Origin of the sequence: Pseudoalteromonas arabiensis (assembly GCF_001550155.1) — a bacterium.
Lineage (GTDB): Bacteria > Pseudomonadota > Gammaproteobacteria > Enterobacterales > Alteromonadaceae > Pseudoalteromonas > Pseudoalteromonas arabiensis.
Genome location: NZ_LRUF01000023.1, coordinates 1 through 17516 on the forward strand (window position 1 = coordinate 1; position 17516 = coordinate 17516).

21 protein-coding genes, 1 tRNA gene and 1 rRNA gene (1 of these 23 running past the window's edge) are annotated in these 17516 nt (G+C 41.7%); 12 read left to right on the forward strand and 11 right to left on the reverse strand.

Going from position 1 to position 17516, the window contains the following annotated elements:
* Nucleotides 1-145: 145 nt before the first annotated feature.
* From rrf to PAARA_RS20815, 9 genes are all read left to right on the forward strand, one after another.
* Nucleotides 146-260: ribosomal RNA gene (gene rrf / locus PAARA_RS12785) — 5S ribosomal RNA — on the forward strand.
* A gap of 445 nt (nucleotides 261-705) precedes the next feature.
* Nucleotides 706-1638: a hypothetical protein gene (locus PAARA_RS12790; RefSeq protein ID WP_062569420.1), complete on the forward strand. Its 933-nt coding sequence runs from the start codon at nucleotides 706-708 to the stop codon at nucleotides 1636-1638.
* A 30-nt stretch (nucleotides 1639-1668) separates the two neighbouring features.
* Nucleotides 1669-2568: a DUF350 domain-containing protein gene (locus PAARA_RS12795; protein ID WP_062569421.1), complete on the forward strand. Its 900-nt coding sequence runs from the start codon at nucleotides 1669-1671 to the stop codon at nucleotides 2566-2568.
* Nucleotides 2569-2641: 73 nt separating this feature from the next.
* Entirely contained in the window at nucleotides 2642-4294 is a 1653-nt protein-coding gene (locus PAARA_RS12800) for a polyamine aminopropyltransferase (RefSeq protein WP_420806958.1), read from the forward strand.
* A 79-nt stretch (nucleotides 4295-4373) separates the two neighbouring features.
* Entirely contained in the window at nucleotides 4374-4787 is a 414-nt protein-coding gene (locus PAARA_RS12805) for a YjfI family protein (RefSeq protein ID WP_062569423.1), read from the forward strand.
* 24 nt (nucleotides 4788-4811) lie between these two features.
* The gene (locus PAARA_RS12810; RefSeq protein ID WP_062569424.1) at nucleotides 4812-5504 is read left to right on the forward strand and encodes a PspA/IM30 family protein; all 693 of its coding nucleotides are present in this window, start codon (nucleotides 4812-4814) and stop codon (nucleotides 5502-5504) included.
* 71 nt (nucleotides 5505-5575) lie between these two features.
* Nucleotides 5576-6214 carry a hypothetical protein gene (locus PAARA_RS12815; protein WP_062569425.1) on the forward strand — a complete coding sequence of 213 codons (639 nt, stop codon included), beginning with the start codon at nucleotides 5576-5578 and terminating at the stop codon, nucleotides 6212-6214.
* The gene (locus PAARA_RS12820; protein WP_062569426.1) at nucleotides 6211-6528 is read left to right on the forward strand and encodes a hypothetical protein; all 318 of its coding nucleotides are present in this window, start codon (nucleotides 6211-6213) and stop codon (nucleotides 6526-6528) included. Before PAARA_RS12815 ends, PAARA_RS12820 begins: the two co-directional genes overlap by 4 nt.
* A 65-nt stretch (nucleotides 6529-6593) precedes the next feature.
* Nucleotides 6594-6779, forward strand: a complete 186-nt coding sequence (locus PAARA_RS20815) for a hypothetical protein (RefSeq protein WP_062569427.1) — start codon at nucleotides 6594-6596, stop codon at nucleotides 6777-6779.
* Here PAARA_RS20815 and PAARA_RS12830 read toward each other — a convergent pair.
* The 5 genes from PAARA_RS12830 to PAARA_RS12850 form a co-directional block, all read right to left on the reverse strand.
* Entirely contained in the window at nucleotides 6772-7170 is a 399-nt protein-coding gene (locus tag PAARA_RS12830) for a hypothetical protein (protein WP_062569428.1), read from the reverse strand. The two genes, PAARA_RS20815 and PAARA_RS12830, sit on opposite strands and share 8 nt — an antisense overlap.
* 13 nt (nucleotides 7171-7183) lie before the next feature.
* Nucleotides 7184-7672 (reverse strand): hypothetical protein, encoded by a 489-nt coding sequence (locus PAARA_RS12835; RefSeq protein ID WP_062569429.1) that lies wholly within the window; start codon nucleotides 7670-7672, stop codon nucleotides 7184-7186.
* A 149-nt stretch (nucleotides 7673-7821) separates the two neighbouring features.
* On the reverse strand, nucleotides 7822-9198 hold the full coding sequence (locus PAARA_RS12840; protein WP_062569430.1) for a class II fumarate hydratase: 1377 nt from the start codon (nucleotides 9196-9198) through the stop codon (nucleotides 7822-7824).
* Between the two features lie 8 nt (nucleotides 9199-9206).
* Complete coding sequence (locus tag PAARA_RS12845; protein WP_062569431.1) at nucleotides 9207-9572, reverse strand: hypothetical protein; 366 nt, start codon at nucleotides 9570-9572, stop codon at nucleotides 9207-9209.
* 106 nt (nucleotides 9573-9678) lie between these two features.
* Nucleotides 9679-9873, reverse strand: coding sequence for a hypothetical protein (locus tag PAARA_RS12850; RefSeq protein WP_054554610.1), 195 nt, complete (start codon nucleotides 9871-9873; stop codon nucleotides 9679-9681).
* A gap of 183 nt (nucleotides 9874-10056) precedes the next feature.
* Between PAARA_RS12850 and PAARA_RS12855 the strand changes: the two genes are divergently transcribed.
* Nucleotides 10057-10647 (forward strand): DUF938 domain-containing protein, encoded by a 591-nt coding sequence (locus tag PAARA_RS12855; protein WP_062569432.1) that lies wholly within the window; start codon nucleotides 10057-10059, stop codon nucleotides 10645-10647.
* On the opposite strand, the gene PAARA_RS12860 is transcribed toward PAARA_RS12855, so the two are convergent.
* The 3 genes from PAARA_RS12860 to PAARA_RS12870 all read right to left on the reverse strand — a co-directional run bounded on the left by PAARA_RS12860 (nucleotide 10624) and on the right by PAARA_RS12870 (nucleotide 13657).
* On the reverse strand, nucleotides 10624-11763 hold the full coding sequence (locus PAARA_RS12860; RefSeq protein WP_062569433.1) for a GNAT family N-acetyltransferase: 1140 nt from the start codon (nucleotides 11761-11763) through the stop codon (nucleotides 10624-10626). The genes PAARA_RS12855 and PAARA_RS12860 overlap by 24 nt on opposite strands.
* Nucleotides 11760-13127, reverse strand: a complete 1368-nt coding sequence (locus PAARA_RS12865) for an alpha/beta hydrolase (RefSeq protein ID WP_062569434.1) — start codon at nucleotides 13125-13127, stop codon at nucleotides 11760-11762. Before PAARA_RS12865 ends, PAARA_RS12860 begins: the two co-directional genes overlap by 4 nt.
* A gap of 68 nt (nucleotides 13128-13195) precedes the next feature.
* Nucleotides 13196-13657 (reverse strand): Lrp/AsnC family transcriptional regulator, encoded by a 462-nt coding sequence (locus tag PAARA_RS12870; protein WP_062569435.1) that lies wholly within the window; start codon nucleotides 13655-13657, stop codon nucleotides 13196-13198.
* 113 nt (nucleotides 13658-13770) lie between these two features.
* Between PAARA_RS12870 and PAARA_RS12875 the strand changes: the two genes are divergently transcribed.
* The gene (locus PAARA_RS12875) at nucleotides 13771-14940 is read left to right on the forward strand and encodes a PrnB family protein (protein WP_062569436.1); all 1170 of its coding nucleotides are present in this window, start codon (nucleotides 13771-13773) and stop codon (nucleotides 14938-14940) included.
* Complete coding sequence (locus tag PAARA_RS12880) at nucleotides 14940-16058, forward strand: aminotransferase class V-fold PLP-dependent enzyme (RefSeq protein ID WP_062569437.1); 1119 nt, start codon at nucleotides 14940-14942, stop codon at nucleotides 16056-16058. Before PAARA_RS12875 ends, PAARA_RS12880 begins: the two co-directional genes overlap by 1 nt.
* On the opposite strand, the gene PAARA_RS12885 is transcribed toward PAARA_RS12880, so the two are convergent.
* The 3 genes from PAARA_RS12885 to PAARA_RS20665 form a co-directional block, all read right to left on the reverse strand.
* A complete protein-coding gene (locus PAARA_RS12885; RefSeq protein WP_062569438.1) occupies nucleotides 16030-16794 on the reverse strand; it encodes an MBL fold metallo-hydrolase in 765 nt (254 codons plus the stop codon). The genes PAARA_RS12880 and PAARA_RS12885 overlap by 29 nt on opposite strands.
* Before the next feature lie 68 nt (nucleotides 16795-16862).
* Nucleotides 16863-17354, reverse strand: a complete 492-nt coding sequence (locus tag PAARA_RS12890) for a DUF4124 domain-containing protein (RefSeq protein ID WP_062569439.1) — start codon at nucleotides 17352-17354, stop codon at nucleotides 16863-16865.
* Nucleotides 17355-17463: 109 nt separating this feature from the next.
* Nucleotides 17464-17516 (reverse strand) — tRNA-Ser (locus tag PAARA_RS20665); it runs 199 nt beyond the window's last position.

Sequence of the window (17516 nt, forward strand, 5' to 3'; positions counted from 1 at the left end):
TAATTACCCGTGAGGCTTAACCATACAACGCCAAACGCGTTTTATGACAGCGTAACAGACAGAAGTTAGTATACTAAAGTAGATTTACGATTATCAGATTTCCGAATTTTAGTTAATTGCGAGTGCGATTAACGACCAGAATATGCTTGGTGACAATAGCGTTTTGGACCCACCTGACCCCATGCCGAACTCAGTAGTGAAACGAAACAGCGCCGATGATAGTGTGGCATTTGCCATGTGAAAGTAGGACATCGCCAGGCTCCTAATTAGAGAAACCCGATTCGAAAGAGTCGGGTTTTTTGTTGCCTGTAGAAAAATAAAACACCCAACCAAGACCCTACTACTTCTATCCTTGTAGGCGTAGTGTGGCATTCGCCATGTGAAAGTAGGACATCCTACTGCGTAGCGCACCATGGCTCCTAATTAGAGAAACCCGTTGCAGCAATGCAACGGGTTTTTTCGTATGTGGCGCGATTTTACATCACGCTTTATCCGCGAACAGACACCCCATGGCGCAGGACAAACCTGCTGCTACTTACTATCAAAATGCCAAAGCGTAGGCGTGATTGTATATTTGATTATCACTCACTCTACAACCTAACGAATTTCCACTATATTTACTCTTTGTTGCAATTTTAATCTTGGTTTAGTACCTGAGCTATGTAAAACTATTTGGGATTTTTAAACCTCAATCAGGTGACATGAATGTCTCAAATTAAAGCTTGGAAACTTATAAGCCTGTTTTGTTTGATAAGCTTGCTTATGGGCTGTCAGTCTAAAGAAGAGCAGTTAAAACAAACAATTCAACAATCTATAGAAAAAGCTGAAGTCGAGTTGAGCCAGTTAGGTACTGCGCTTGATAATGGCTCACTTCGCAATGCGACAATACTAAAGCAATACGGAAAGGTTTTAGCTGAGCAACAACCGCAACTGTCTGAGATCGCCCGTGTAATTAGCCTTGATGCGACTCGTGAAGGTGCTATCTACTCAGGCCTTACACAGCGCTTAGCCGACGTAAAGTCTACAAACTTAATTCCCCCTTATGAAGATACGCTCCATCAACTTGATTTAATTCGTGATGCAGCAAAACCGTCATTATTTCAAGATGCACTCACTGATCCCATCAATATGCTTGCAGATATGTCGAATGGCACACTTGCTCGCGTTGGGGCAATTAGCGGAGCAGCTGAAGGTGAAAGTGTCGGTAATCAATTAGTGGGTAACCCTAACTATGGTCAATGGCAAACAAATAGTAGCGGCACCAGCTTTTGGGTTTGGTATGGTATGTACCGTATGTTAGGTGATGTATTTGACCGAGTTGAATATGGTCGCTGGAGCCGGCACAGAAAATACAGTTATTACAATGACTACGGTCGTTACCGTTACTCGAGTCCAAAACAGATTAAGGCACAACAAACGGTTGAGACGCGTACTCGTCAGTCTTACCAACGCCAAGGTAAACAATTCACTAGCCCATATGCCACTAAGCGCAGTGGCGCATCAGGGTTAAGCCGTAGCAGTTATACACCGCCACGCACACGTAGTAGCTATGCTTCTAGCAGTAGTTACAGTAAAAGCTCTGGGTCATTACGTAACAGCTCGAGCAGAACATCACGTGGCATCAGCCGCGGTAAGTAGTGAAAAGAATAACCACCGGAGTTACAACACATGTATGAATTTAATGGAATAACAACTTGGTCGTTGCAAGCTATAGCGATCGACTTTGCAATCATTATCGCTTTATTTGTAAGCTTAAAATTTATTAAAGGTTGGGTGTCTAATTTACACGCCAATGATGAAATTACTGAGCGTGATAACTTTGCATTTGGTATTAGCTTTGCCGCAGGTCTTGTGGCACTTGCGATTGTTCTTAGCGGTGTCAGTAGTGGCGCATTTGCCTCAAGCTTACAACAAGAAGCATTGCAAATGTTAGGTTATGGGGTGATGGCGATTGTGCTTATCAAGCTAGGTCATTTCTTCCAAGATAAAGTGGCGCTTCGCAAAGTTAGCTTGCATGATGAAATTGTAAAAGGCAATGCAACGGCTGCACTCATTGATTTTGGCCATGTAGTGAGTGTGGCTATCGTTATTCGTTCAGCCTTATTTTGGGTGGCGACCGAAGGCTGGCATGGTATTCCAATCGTGATCGCGGCCTTTGCAATTGGCAGCATTGCGATGCTACTGATCAGCCAATATCGAGTGCAGTTATTCAAGCGTACTAATCGCAGTGGTGATTGCCTACAACAAGCGGTTATTGACGGCAACTTAGCGGTGGGTATTCGTTATGCTGGCTTTTTAGTAGGTAGTTCACTGGCATTGACCGCTGCTTCGGGTATTGCTCCTTATGCGGCTGACAACATTGTAGCTAGTTTAGGTTACTGGGCATTGAGCGCAGCAGTGAGTTTAGTTGCCTTCATTTTACTGCATTTAGTGACTATTAAAATCATCTTATCTGGTTGTGATATTTCAGATGAAGTAAATCGCCAGAAGAACGTGGGTGTAGCTGCTATCTCTGCAGCGGTTTCATTTGCGGTTGGTTCGACCATGGCAACCTTACTAGGTGCCTAATTAAGTGTCTACTACAACTACCGCCCCAAGTAGAGCGAATCTGCTTGGGCATGATTTTTTATTAATTACTGTGATGGCCGTACTCGCTGGGTGCGGCCTTATTTATGAATACCTTCTCTCTCATTACGCAGGCCGAGTGTTAGGTTCAGTTGAGAGCGCTATTTATGCCATGATCGGCACCATGATTGTGGCAATGGGGATAGGTGCATTTTTAGCTCGCTGGTTTAAAGATGCATTTACTGCTTTTGCTTGGCTGGAGAGTCTTATTGCTTTGGTTGGCATGGGCTGTATTTTAGCGATTGCTAGCATTATCGCTGTGAGTTATTCATTGCCGCATATCTTCTCCGAAATTTTTAACCTGCCGGCGGACACAGTACTCAATGGTTATGTATTCGAGAAGCTACAAGAATGGTCACGTTTCTTACCTTATGTGTTTGGTCTATTACTTGGGCTATTAATCGGTATGGAGATCCCGCTGATTGCGCGTATTCGCCAGCAAGTGTATGGCCGCTTTTTAGAAAATAATGCAGGCACCATCTACGGGGCGGATTATATCGGTGCTGGTGTTGGTGCTGCGATTTGGGTGAGCATCATGCTCGCGATGCCAATTATGCAAGCTGCGGCTTGGACGGCATTGTTTAATATTATTGCCGGTCTGGTATTTTTATGGCGCTATCATCAACATGTTCGTTTTGCTAAGCTACTGTTAGTTTGCCATGTCCTGTTGTTGGTGTTTTTTGCATTTGTGCTTGTACTTGGCACTAGCTGGATGAAAAACCTCAGTAATGTTTTATATAAAGATAAAGTCATTTACTCGCAAGCTACTAAGTATCAGCACTTGGTGTTAACCGAGCGTTTGAGCCGTAATCAGCCGAATGCAATTACCGACCTTTATCTCAATGGTCGTTTACAGTTCTCAAGTGTGGATGAACAAATTTATCATTCAATGCTTGTCTATCCTGCAATGCTCGCCTCAAATCGTCACGACCGCGTATTGATCATCGGTGGTGGTGACGGGCTTGCATTGCGTGATGTTTTGAAGTGGCCAGTAAAGCATGTCACCTTGGTTGATTTAGATGGTCAACTGTTAAACTTATTTGGTAATGATGTGGGCGACTATGATGCGCCAGAAAAGATCAGAACACGCTTAACAACCCTTAATAATCACTCTATGAGTGATCCTCGCGCTGAAATACGCACTGCTGATGCCTTTTTAGAAGTCGAAGCTATGCTGGCAAAAGGTGAGCGTTTTGACACTATTTTAATTGATTTACCAGACCCTAATCACCCCGATCTCAACAAGATGTACAGTGACTATTTTTATAATCATGTGCGTCAGTTGCTCGCGTCTGATGGGGCTGTGGCCGTGCAATCAACATCGCCTTATCATGCAAAGAAAGCCTTTTTGAGTATCGCTAAAACAATGAAAGCCGCAGGCTTTGGTTATGTTGAGCAATACCAACAAAATATCCCTTCATTTGGTCAGTGGGGTTGGACAATCGCGACGACGGCCGGTAAATCAGCAAGCCAACGAATTCGTGAAACTAACGAATTACCCGTGCCATCTCGTTGGGTAAGCAAAGAATATTTATTGGCTTCTTTTGTGTTTCCGAATCATTATTTTGAACAAATAAATACGATTGAAGTCAATAGATTAGGTTCTGGGATCTTGTATGATTATTACCGCCAAGCATGGCAAGTTGAAACTGAATTGTATAAAAATTGATATTTTACAGTTGACATAATATGTCAACTGTGCAAATCTTAACTCAAGACATAATATGTCAAAACGTAAAAGGTGAGACATGGAATTAAATGAACTATCAATCAAATTAGCGTCTTTTGAAACCGAAGGTGTGAGCTTTGAGTCTTTCTTGATTGCCAACCCTGGTGAGCAAGATGTGTTACAAGTTATCGTCGATGGGAATGATGAGTTACCTATCTTTGTTACTCAAACAGAAGAGCAATTACTATGTATTAGCTACCTGTTTGCCGAAAACGAAGTGCAAGCAGATATGCGTAATGAGTTAAACGAAACGTTACTACGTTTAAATGTACCAATTCCATTGAGCGCATTTGCAAAAATTGATGATAAATACGCTATTTTTGGCGCACTATCGGTTAATTCATCGTTTGATGATATTACCCATGAGTTGGTAACACTGGCAGACAATGCGATTGATGCACTTGAAGCCGTGACCATTTATTTAAACGATTAATTAGCAATTTCTGGAGTTAAGATTATGAGTATTTTAAAGAAACTATTTACAGCTGTGCGTGGTGGCGCTCGTGAAGCAGGGCAAGCAATTGTTGATGCAAACGGTATCCGTATTTTTGAACAAGAAATTGCTGATGCACAAAATGCCCTACAACGCGCTAAGAAAAGCCTGACTGAAGTAATGGCAAAAGAGATGCAAACAAAGCGTAAAATTAGCGCATTAGACGCATCAATTGCAGAGCACGAAGCGTATGCAGGTCAAGCACTTGAAAAAGGTAACGAAGCGTTAGCATTAGAAATCGCGGAAAAAATTGGTGATTTTGAAGCTGAGAAAGCTGAAAACGAAGAAGTGTTAGCTGGCTTTAGTAACCACATCGTGCAACTAAAGCAACAAGTTAAAGATGCGGAAAAGTCGATTAAAGAAAATCAGCGCCAATTAACAATGGTTAAAACGACTGAAAGCGTGCAACAGGCAACGATGGCTGTAAACAGCACACTTAATACAAATAGTTCATCAATGACATCTGCACGTGAGTCATTAGAGCGTATTAAGCAGCGTCAACAAGACCGTCAAGACCAGTTAGGTGCGGCTAAGCAATTAGAAGCAGATACTAACGGCGATGATTTAAAAGCGAAAATGGCTGAAGCGGGCATTGGTGATACCAACCCTAAAAGCGCAGATATTTTGGCGCGTATTAAAGCAAAACAAAATAGCTAATCAGTTAACGGAAAGACAAAAGGTAACCCATGCACTGGGTTACCTTTTTTGCTTCAACAAGGAGTCAGCCAATGTTTAACTTTTTCAAATCTAAAAAAACACCGGAGCGTCAACTCACTGAGCCTAGCCAATTGCAAGTTGGTGATATGTTAAGCGTCATAGATTCATTTGCTTATCCGAGCTGGCTAAAGGGGCAAACATTACGTGTTGTTGATGTACAAACTTATCAATATCAACGTAGTGCAGAATACGAGTTGGTACTTGAAAGCGAGTCAGGCCAAGTGGTGTTTTTGCAAATTGAGTCTGATGATGGTGAGCAATGGGCAAACTTTGCGATTAAAATTCAACGCGATGATGTTGATGAGATTTTTACTCTTGATGAGTTCGCTCGTATTTTTGATGAAGACGAATTAACGGCAATTAATGTGCAAAATAGCCCAGAGCGTTTTAGTCACTTTTTAGCATCAAGCTACAAACAAACAGAAGCACCTTATGTATGTTATTTCCATAATAAGGACTACCGCAATAAGCCTTTACCTCGTTATGAAGACGAAGGCGGAGAGCCGTGTGAAATGATCTGTTTAAGCTCAGACGATGAATCACATGGTTTAAATATTGAGGTTTGGGAAGGGGGTGAAACAGAAGTATCACTGACGTTAACCAGACCCATAAGTGATATTGTTGATTTATTTCCTGGGGATGCCAAGTGAGTGATGCAAAAGCCAAGTGGCAGCGTCAGGAGCAAGCAGTTAGAGCCACGCAAATGGCGTTTGATTTAAGCTCTGAAGTGCAAAAATCAATAAAAAAGCAAGCCATTGACCAAGAGCTTACCCCATCAGATATGATCCGTAAGATTTTGGAACTGGATGTTAAATCGAAAAAAACCAGACAGCGTTTATCGTTTAACTTAAATGATGAAGAGATTGCCTTATTAGCAGAGCGGTTTGGAGTTGCTGCTGATGATAAGCGCGCAGTGAAACAACAAGTTGCTGAGTTACTGATTGCACACAGTAAAAAAAGCTAAGGTTTTGCCTTTACTTCTTTAAGCCCTTACACTGAGAAAAGATGTTTTAACGAAGTGGCATAACTGTGGATATTATTTTACTTGCTTATTTAGTTATTTTTGCATTATTTGGCACCGCGGCAAGTTACTTTGTACGTTACATTTACGCTTACTGGGTGCATAACACGATGCACATAAAATACATTTATAAGGCCGGTATTTGCATCATCAGTGTGGTGATAATATCCGGCCTTATTGCATTATTTACTTAATCTCGATGGCTTGGCAGTGCTGTGAAATACACAGCGACTGTACAGGCAATACAGGCGAGCAATCATTCACAGTTAAAGACTGTTCAGCGTCTTTTTCTGCCATTGTAATTCGTTCGGCAAGTTGCTCAGCCTGTTCTTGCGCTGTGTTTAAGGTTGAATAAACAACGTAGCGGCTTGGCCCTCCACATGCTCGCTCTCCAACTTCTAATACCTTGCACTGGAAAGTTGCTGTACAGCTATTGTTGCTCGCTAACTCGTTCAATTGTTCATTTAAATCGCTTAAATCAACCTTACTAGAATTGCTTGATGTTGTTGTTTCACAACCTGTTAATGCTATTACCGCAAATATACCAGTAGTAATGAAAAGTTTTTTTAACGTTGAACGAACCATTATTGCTTATTCCTTAGTACACACTTTGCGCAGAGCCATCGATTTTAACACAAGTGTTATTAGAACACTGCGTACTGGGCGTGGTTAAATGCTGACAAATACTCATCATGTCGTTCACGGCGTTAAATCGTTTTTCAAGGGCTGTGATGTCTTTTGCAAGTTTTTCAACTTCCGCTGTGTCAGCTGTTTTGGTCGAATAAACAATAAAGCTACTAGGGCCACCACAGGCTCGGCTACCAACAGGTAATACTTTACATTGGCTGCTGTTATCACAGCGAGGGTCATCAATAAGTTGATTTAGTTGTTCATGTGTAGACTTAATCGTGGCTTGGTCTGGCGCAATTTTGTTAACATCAACAGCTGATTTTTTTACTTCAACGGTTTTTTGAGTATCAATAACTTTATTGCGATTGCTTGTAGTTTCGGCTTGCTCATTAATGACTGCATCCGAGCAGGCAGTGAGTAAAACAGGAAATAAAATAGCCAATAGAGGATAGCGCATAACATACCTAAAAATCGTTGAATAAGTACTCACTATCATACACATTGCTCAAAGTGGGGCAATAAAAACGTTAGCTTTCAGTAAGTAGCTCTGTATTTACAGAGCTACAGTAAGATGAAAGTTTTATACCGCTCCACAATAAGTAGTTATTACAAACCACCTTGGGTTAGTTTGGCAGGGTTAAGTAACTCGCTCAGTTCTTCGCGCGAAATATCAGTATGCTCTGCAGCAACATCAATAATTGGACGGCCCTCTTGGTAAGCTAATTTGGCAATTTTTGCTGCTTTGCTATAGCCGATCACCGGATTGAGCGCGGTAACCAGAATAGGGTTTTTTGCGAGAGCTTTATCAACATTGCTTTGGTTTACTGTAAAGCTGGCAATCGCTTTGTCTGCAAGAGCTTCACTGCTATTGGCAAGCAGTTCGATACTTTGCAGAATATTTAAGGCAATCACAGGTAGCATCACATTGAGCTCAAAGTTACCCGCTTGGCCAGCTACCGTTATGGTGGCATCATTACCAATTACTTGTGCGCTGACCATAGCCGCAGCTTCTGGGATCACAGGGTTTACTTTACCTGGCATAATTGAAGAACCTGGCTGTAAGGCTTCAAGCTCAATTTCACCCAGACCTGCAAGTGGGCCTGAGTTCATCCAGCGTAAGTCATTGGCTATTTTCATTTGTGCTACTGCTAAGACCTTGAGCTGGCCTGATAACGCAACGATGGCGTCTTGTGAACCAATGTTATAAAAAAAGTTTTTGCTAGGGCTAAAGCGAATTCCTACATTCTCACTTAAATGCTGACAAAATTCACTGGCAAAGGCTGGGTCGGCATTAATGCCGGTACCAACGGCTGTACCACCTTGCGCAAGTTCACAAACTCGTTCGAGTGCTTGGCGAATGCCAGCCATTGCATGATCCACTTGTAGCTGCCATGCAGCGAGTGTTTGGGCAAAACTCACAGGCATAGCATCCATTAAGTGTGTGCGGCCGGTTTTCACAATATGGCCCACTTCGGCTTGTTTATTTTGTAGGCTTTGACTGAGCTTATCGAGTTTAGGAAACAGTTCATAAATGATATTAATGGCGCTACTTACTGCAATAGCCGTAGGGATCACATCATTTGAGCTTTGTCCCATATTCACATCGTCATTAGGATGAATAGTTTCGTCTGCTAATTTACTGGCTAGGGTGGCAATTACTTCATTGGCATTCATATTCGAGCTGGTACCAGAACCAGTTTGGAATACATCAACAGGAAACTCTGAAAAATGTTTACCGTCGATAATCGCTTGGCATGCTTGCTCAATGGCTTTAGCTTTGCTTTGGCTTAAATGGCCTAATGCTGCATTACTTTGCGCAGCAGCTTGTTTTATATAAGCGAGAGCGGTGATAAATTGCTTAGGCATGGCTAAGCCACTAATTTGAAAATTGTTGATAGCGCGTTGCGTTTGAGCTTGATACAAGGCATTGGCAGGGACTTGTAACTCACCCATGCTATCTGATTCGGTTCTAAATTGGCTCATAAACACTCCTAAATCGGGTTAAATTCTTGGCTGAGAAGGCACGCTTCTCGCTCCAAACTGAAATACTTTTCAATACAGTTATGAGTTTTGTAGTAACGCTTTAGTGCAAGTTGCGGCTTGTAAAGTTGAGCTAAACATTGTTTACGAATTGCATTATGTATTAATGAATCACATATTTTTTCAAGTAGCTCATGAAAAGTACGCCTTAAATAAAGCTCTTGTAAAATAAAATTGTGGTGCTTTTCGTAATAGCGTGCAACGTTTAAGCCCGCTTCAACATAGTTAGCAACAAGTGCTGGGGCGTGTAACCCAGGTCTTTGGCAAACACATTTCATTTGCCATTGATAATGGAGCATAGCATTGTGAGAGCGCATAGAAAAACCGATTAACTGTAATGATAATTGTTATCATTACAGTTAATCGGTTTTAGTGCAAGTTTTATGTAGAGTTATAAAGCTTGAAGTGATTAACTGTTTTGGTTTAATTGTAGCCAAGAATAAAAATCTGGTCTGTTTCATGTTTTTTCGGCGCCTGTACATTTTCTTTATTACATTGAGAAAGAAGGTCGATTACAGTTGCTCTGTCATCACAACTTGTTAAGGCGGCTTTTTCGCTTTCTGCTCGCTCACTGGCGGCAAGTGCTGCATCCACAGCGGTGTAGGGTGAAATATACATAATGTATCTCCAGTTGGTTAATTCATAGAATAAGTAGCATAAGCTGTACCAGTCTTAATAAAAGTACTTAACCCAATGAAAGTATTGAATTTATAATTTTAAGCTATAAATTACCCGCGACTTTACGGGTTATTTTTGCTTTACTGTTGTGCACTGATTACCAAACATGGTGCACTAATTTGTATGGATAAACCCTTCTCTCAAGCCTGTGAAAACAACAAATTACCTATTTTAAACGTATTAGGAGCGTTCTTCTCGGATGTGACGGATGTATTAGAGGTCGGCTCTGGTACTGGGCAACATAGTGTGCATTTTGCAACGCATTTAGCACATTTACAGTGGCATTGTAGTGATCGCGAGATTAATCACCCTGGGATTTTACAGTGGCATCAGGAAGCTGCGCTGACAAACTTGCATGCGCCATTAACACTCGACCTCAATGATCCTTGGCCTGTTGAAACAGTGAATGCTATTTTTACGGCGAATACCATGCATATTATAAGCTGGTCACTGGTGGAGCGTTTTTTCCAAGGTGTAGCGAAGCATTTAGCGCCGAAAGGTAAATTATGTATTTATGGACCATTTAAGTACCAAGGTAAGTATACCAGTGCCAGTAATGCTGAGTTTGATGCTTTTTTAAAACAGCAAGATGCAAATAGTGCCATTCGTGATTTTGAAGCGATTTGCCAACTTGCAGAGCAAGCTGGCTTAACCCTTGTTGAAGATGTGCAAATGCCAGCGAATAACCAATTATTGCTGTTTAAAAGGCAGTAAGCTTTCGCATTGGGCTTTATAGAGCGCCATATGTTGGCGCTCTCTAATAATAAAATCACTAATGGCTGCTGCAAAATCACCGTGCTGAATATGATGCAGTGAATAAGTATTTACGGGCTTAAAACCGCGACTTATTTTATGCTCACCTTGCGCGCCAGAATGAAACTGTTTAAGTTTGTTGGTAATGCAGTACTCAATGCCTTGGTAATAGCAAAGCTCAAAGTGCAAACTATCGAGCTCATAATTTGTTCCCCAGTATCGACCATATAAACAGTTCTGATCTTTAAAACTGAGTGTAGCAGCAATCACCTCTCCTTGATACTTAGCGAACATTAACACCAGTTTGTCGGCCATGTTTTGCTGTAACAACTCGAAAAAGGCGCTGTTCAAATAACCATTGTGGCCTGAGCGTTTTAAATAGGTTTGGCGGTAAAAATGACTAAATTGCTGCATGTGCTGTTTGCTGATGTCAGCACCTTCAAGCCATTCTACGGCTATCTGCTGTTCAGTTATTTTAGCGCGTTCTTTTTTGAGCGACTTACGCTTTCTTGCGGTGAGTGAAGCTAAAAAGTCCTCAAAGCAATTATAGCCTTCATTAAACCACTGAAACTGCACGCCATGACGTTGCATTACTGTGTCGCTAGTCAAAGCATTAGCTTGCTGTTGATGGCAAAAATTTATATGCCACCCAGACCAGCCTAACTGCGTTGTTGTTGCTGTGAGTACACCATCAATGTAGGCATAGATATCAGCGGGGTTATCGTGATTTATACCAATTCTTTGTCCTGCAATCGGGGTAAATGGCACGCCACACAGCCATTTAGGGTAGTAATCTAGGCCATGTTGTTGATAGGCTTCAGCCCAAGCCCAGTCAAATACATACTCACCATAAGAGTGATATTTTAGATACCCTGGTAGTAAAGCAACGACTTGATCATGCTGGTAAATTGCCAAGTACATGGGTTGCCAGCCGGACTCTTCACTCACACAGCCACTTTGCTCTAGGGCAGCTAGAAATGTGTGATCAGTAAAGGGCGTATCATCAAAAAATGATTGCCAAAGAGCGGCATCAATCTCGCTTATTTGATTAAACCAGCGGTGGTTAAATTCACTCATCGCGCAGCCGATTCAATATCGTTGATAAAGTCGTTGATATGCATAGCGAGCTTATCGAAATAAGGGTTAAATGTAAGCCGTGCAAAGGGTTTATGTTTTGCTAAATTGGCCTCTGTGCGCTCTCCGAAAACAATATTTTCCTGATACTTACAGGCTTTATACAAGGTGTCATTATCTAAATAGCTACCACAATTACGATAATAGGCGTGCTGACCGTAATAAGGGTTACTAGGTTTATTAACGATGCCTATATGTGACATACCTTGTATCTTTTTACAGGTCTCGTTGTCGCAGTCATCACGGATAATTTCGTAATCAGTCGGAAAGTTAGTTGGAATATTGCTATCGTCGCCATAATAAATAAGGCGATCTAATTTATTCTTTATGCGCTTTTTAGGATCATGTAAAGCGGCCAGAAGTTTAAAAGTAACTTGGTTATCAATCGTGGTATCAATGTCACTAAAGGTACTGAATAACGCGATATTTGGTAATTGACGTGGTGCAAGTTCATCAATATTGATGCGACTCATGGCTTGATGACTTGCTGTTGCTGCACTAAATGGGAATGACTCATATTTTGCGAAGTCGAGATCAGCATCTTTATCAATCCAGTTAACAAAAGGTATAGCATCAATCCATTTGGCTAGCCAACCATTTTTATTATGGGGTTCTGTGGCTGGTGAAAATAGCATAGCGGCTAAAATTTTGTCATTGGTAGGGCCTTGCGTTAAATAATCAATCACCAATGCCGCCCCTGTTGAATAACCTCCTAGTATGACCTGATCAAAATCTTTCAATGTGCGCTCAATAGCGTAGATGCTTGCTGTTCGCCAGTCATCGGCATCAATGTCCTTCAGAGCTGCGGGAGCGGTACCATGACCAGGTAGTAAAATTGTGCGTACCGTATAACCTTGCTGGTAATAGACCTGTGCAAGATCGTGATAGGTAAAGGGTGAATCAGTTAAACCATGAATTAATAGTACCGCCTTGCGGCTATTGTCATGTTTTAGTTCAAACGGGCTTATTAAGTCGGCAATAGTGGCGTTTTCAGGTCGCGATCCTTGTGCAACCAGTTGTAGATACGTGTCGGTATAAACAGGACATGGCAAGTTTGCGCGGGGGTTTTCGCTGCTGATTTGTAAATAAGCAGCGGTTAAATAGTCACTAAATGCCTGCTCGGTATTAAAGCTAAAAGTACTTTGTGTTCGAGGTAGCGGTTCTCTATATAACCCTTCGCGCTTACTTTTCATCATCAGTGCTTGGTCTTCAAGCTGAGTAAGGCAGGTTTGTTGCTGCGCCATTAATGAGCTGCTAAATAGTCCACTGATGGCCAAAGAGATAGCAACTAAGTTGATGAATTTCATATTTTAAGCGTCCTTTTAAAGCCTTTTTTTAGCTTATCGAGTTATGTTTTATTTGCAAGCAAGCTGCGTCAAGCGAGCGGTAAATGGCGTTTGGTAAATGCTTGCTTTAATACCACCGTCGATTCGATATTAGCGATGCAGTTAATACTGCCTAATTTATGTTTCACAAAGCTTTCATAGCTTTCTAAATCAGCAGCAATAATCTTGAGTAGATAATCATAACTACCAGAAATAACAGAGCACTCAAGCACATGTTCAAGCTTCTCAACTTGTTGTTCAAATTGCTCAGCAGCGGCAACTGAGTTTTGGTTTAAGCGAACAAAGGCATACACAGAGACATTTAAATCAACCGCTTTAGGATTGATGGCAGCATGGTAACCACTGATCACATTTGCTGATTCAAGTTTTTTAATGCGGCGTAGGCAAGGGGTATCTGACAGGCTAACCGAGTGTGCCAGCTCTGAGACAGAAGTTCTTGCATTATCTTGTAGCGCATTAAGTAATTGTTGGTCTTTTTTGTCTAATTTCATTTTAATTTGAGTGATTTTCACTAATCTAGATGTATTCTAGTCTATATTTTGGCGATTAGCACTCATTGAACTCTGTTAACATTATCGCAATATAATTATTTTGGAGTGAGCCTGTGACTGAGAACACCAAGGCATTTGATAGCTGGCTTCGCACCCGTTTTGTTGAGCTCAATAGCGAACTAGAAAAACTATATTGGCAGCAAGACGATAAAGCGAATGTAGAGGGTGTCGGTGAGCACTTTAAACGTCAATTAGAGCAAGAAGGTAATGAGCATATCCGCACCTTACTAGCAGAGGGCAATACCGATGAAGGGTTTGACAACGCCTTTGATTTGTTGGGTAATGTTGGTCTGTATATGGCGGCATGCCGTCGACATGAGATCACTGAGCCTTCTCGTGAAACAAGCTCACCCCTTGTAGAAGCCTCTGCGCTGGCAATGCATATTGGTGCATCTATTGGTGTTACCCCACGTTTTGCAACGGCGCATTTAACCACGCACAATAAAGCGGTTGATGGTGTGTATAAGCGCTTTACTGACCTTGAAGATGAGAAAATCTTTATTGATTACAATACCAAGGGTATTTTAGCGTATAAGCGTGCGGCCGATGCTTTATTAAAAATTCAGCCGTTAGGTATATCGCACCCTATCGCGGCTGACTTACTGGCAGTAGCAAAGCAAGCGCTACTTGATGTGATTGAGTCGAATAATACGCTATACAACAAGCTCGACACAGACCGCTTTTTTTATTGTGTACGCCCATATTACAAGCCGTATCGAGTAGGTAAAGAGGTATATCGAGGTGCGAATGCCGGTGATTTTGCGGGCATTAATGTCATCGATTTATTACTTGGCCTTTGTTTTGCCAATGAACCGAGTTACTCGCAAATGTTGGTGGATAAATTCTTGTATATGATGCCTGAAGATCAGCAAATTTTGCGTGAAAGCATGCGCATGACAAGCATTATGGATGACTTTTTAGCTGCAGAAGCTGAGCGCGATAGCGAATGGTTACAAACTAACTTAAAGCTGTTTATTCAAGTGTGTAAATTGCATGGTGATACTGCAATTGGCCACCATAATCAATTGGTTAGTAAATACATTGCGCAGCCTTCACAGCAAATGCAGCAACAACATATGGATAAAGTCACAGCCAGTGGGCCGCCTTTGCATGTGCTACTTAACTCACTTGAGCAGTTAAGGGATCGTCGTGCGGCAGCAAAGCGTGATGATATTCGCACTCGGTTTGATGATTTAACTAAGTTAAAACAGTGGATTAAGTAATGAACAAAGACGATTTTGTAATTCCACAAGGCAGCTATTTGCTTAACCACTCTGTTGGGCGACCATTGAAATCTGCTGAGCAGTATTTTCATCAGCAGTTTTTTGCAGCTTGGCAAAATGAAAATAAAGAACCATGGCAACAGTGGCTACAAGGTATTGAGGCGTTTACAAATAGTCTCGCTAAATTATTTAACTCACAAAGAGAGTTGTTTTGCCCCCAAGTGAACTTATCGAGCGGTTTAACCAAGCTCTTGATGTCGCACCCGCGACTTCAGCAAGAAAATTGCAAAGTGTTGATGGCCGAAAGTGACTTTCCAAGTATGGGTTTTGCAATGCAAAAAGCCCTACCTGAAAGTGCTGAAATTGTGTTTATTGGTAAACATGAAGATTTAACCGATGCGCAGGTTTGGCAGTCATATTTAGCGAATAATGAGATTGATTTAGTCTTTATTAGCCATGTTTATTCAAACACGGGCCAACAAGCGCCTATTCACGAAATTATAAATATCGCGAAGCAACACAGCACATTGAGTTTACTTGATATTGCGCAATCTGCGGGGATTTTAGAAGTCGACTTAACTAAGCTTGATGCCGATTTTATGTTGGGCTCGAGTGTAAAATGGCTATGTGGTGGGCCTGGTGCTGCTTATTTGTGGGTTAACAGCAAGCAGCTTTCATTTTGTCAGCCACAAGATGTTGGCTGGTTTTCTCATCAAAATCCGTTTGAATTTGATATTAAGCACTTTGCTTACCATCAAACCGCGTTGCGCTTTTGGGGTGGTACACCTTCAGTGGCGCCTTATATTTTGGCTTCGCATAGTATTAATTATTTTGCAGAGCTTGGTATTGAAAAAGTACGCGCACATAACTTAGCAATGCTCGCACAGTTTCATGATCAATTAGCTGATTATATGCGTTCACCAATACAGGCTGACAAATGTTCTGGAACGGCTATTATGCATTTTGGCGAGCAACAAGCGGCTGTTAAAGCTGCGCTTATTGCAGCGAATATTGCGGTTGATGAGCGTCATTTAGGCTTAAGGGTCTCTGCTCATATTTACAATGATCAGCAGGATATCGATACTTTTATCACGACTGTGAAAAGCGCTTTAAGTTGAGGGCTTGCCTGGCCTTTGCTTTGACTGAACGCCAATGGGTCATTGGTTTTTCGGGGACCAGCGCTAAAATTTGCTCAAAGTCGATGTCATCAATACTGACTTCGTTACTGTGAGCAAACATAATTCGTTTGGGTTGCAGCGTTTTAAGCATCAGCAAAGAGTTTAAATACAGCTTTGGGTAAAAAACAGGAAAGGGGGGCACGAGCTGTCCTTTTACTTTTACCAATAAATCAGCAATATAAATTCGCTCACTAGGAATATGGTACAGACTAATATCTCGGTCGGTATGACCTGGGCTATGTAGTGCTTGCCAATCCTCAAAGCCGGGTAGGGTTGCATCTGCCCCAAGGTAATAATCAGCATCTAGATGGCGGCTGTACCAAAGGTTGTGACGTTTTTTATTTAACCTACCAGCGACCCACCAAGCCAAAGCGATATCGGTTAAGTGCATTAAGAAACCATCAATGCCTCTATACCATTGTCCTGGGGCATTTGACGTGGCTATTTTAGCACCGCTTAACTTTCTTAATGCATGTGCTCCACCGGCATGATCTGGGTGCATATGGGTCACCACAACAAGCTTTAAGTCAGTGACAGGGCGCTTGAGTTGCTCGGTAATATAGTCAAAAACAGTATTCACATCAGCACGGCAACATCCATCAAGCAGCATTAATTTATCTTGATATTCAATTAAATAGATATTTTGAATATAACCCTCGAGCGTATGAATTTGCAAAACGATTGATCCCTAAACTTAATCAGCAAATCAGTTATATCATGTCTGACCAGTTTTGGTAAGCTAAGCTAATAGGATTGTGTGTCTCGTTCTTTGAGCTGCTTTTTGCTTTCTTCTAGCTGTGCTACTTGCTTTTCTAGGGTGGCGATTTGGTTTTTATAGTAAGCGTTAATACGTTCGCTTTGTTTGCTAATAGCATCGTCAATGGACGCTGCACCTAATCTGTTTGCCGCATCTTGCGTCATATTTTTGAGTTTATCGATGCGCTCACTTTGTTGTTTTTGTAGTTCTTTGAGCTCTAATTGGAGGCGGTCTATTTCGCGATCGGCTTTTTGGATTTTTAAATAATCCTCAACACTTAAGTCCGCTGGTTTTTGCGGCTGCTCTGTGGCTGGGATTTGATTACTTGCTGGTGGCGGTGCAATTTTCACGATTGCTGCATCTTTACCACAAGGCTGCTCGGTAAAGGTGGCAACCCCGTCAATCATACACTTATAAATAGTGGCTTGACTGTTGGCGCTGGCAAATAGAGCAAGAGTCACAAATACAAAACGAAACATAGCATCACTTTGTGTAGCAAATAGATACTTAGCATGCATGAAATATAATGAGGTGTGCAAGTTTTTCGGGCATAAAAAAACCGCTTAAAAGCGGTTTTTAATAATAAAATGGTGGAGAAGGAGGGATTCGAACCCTCGATAGAGCTACAAACCCTATACTCC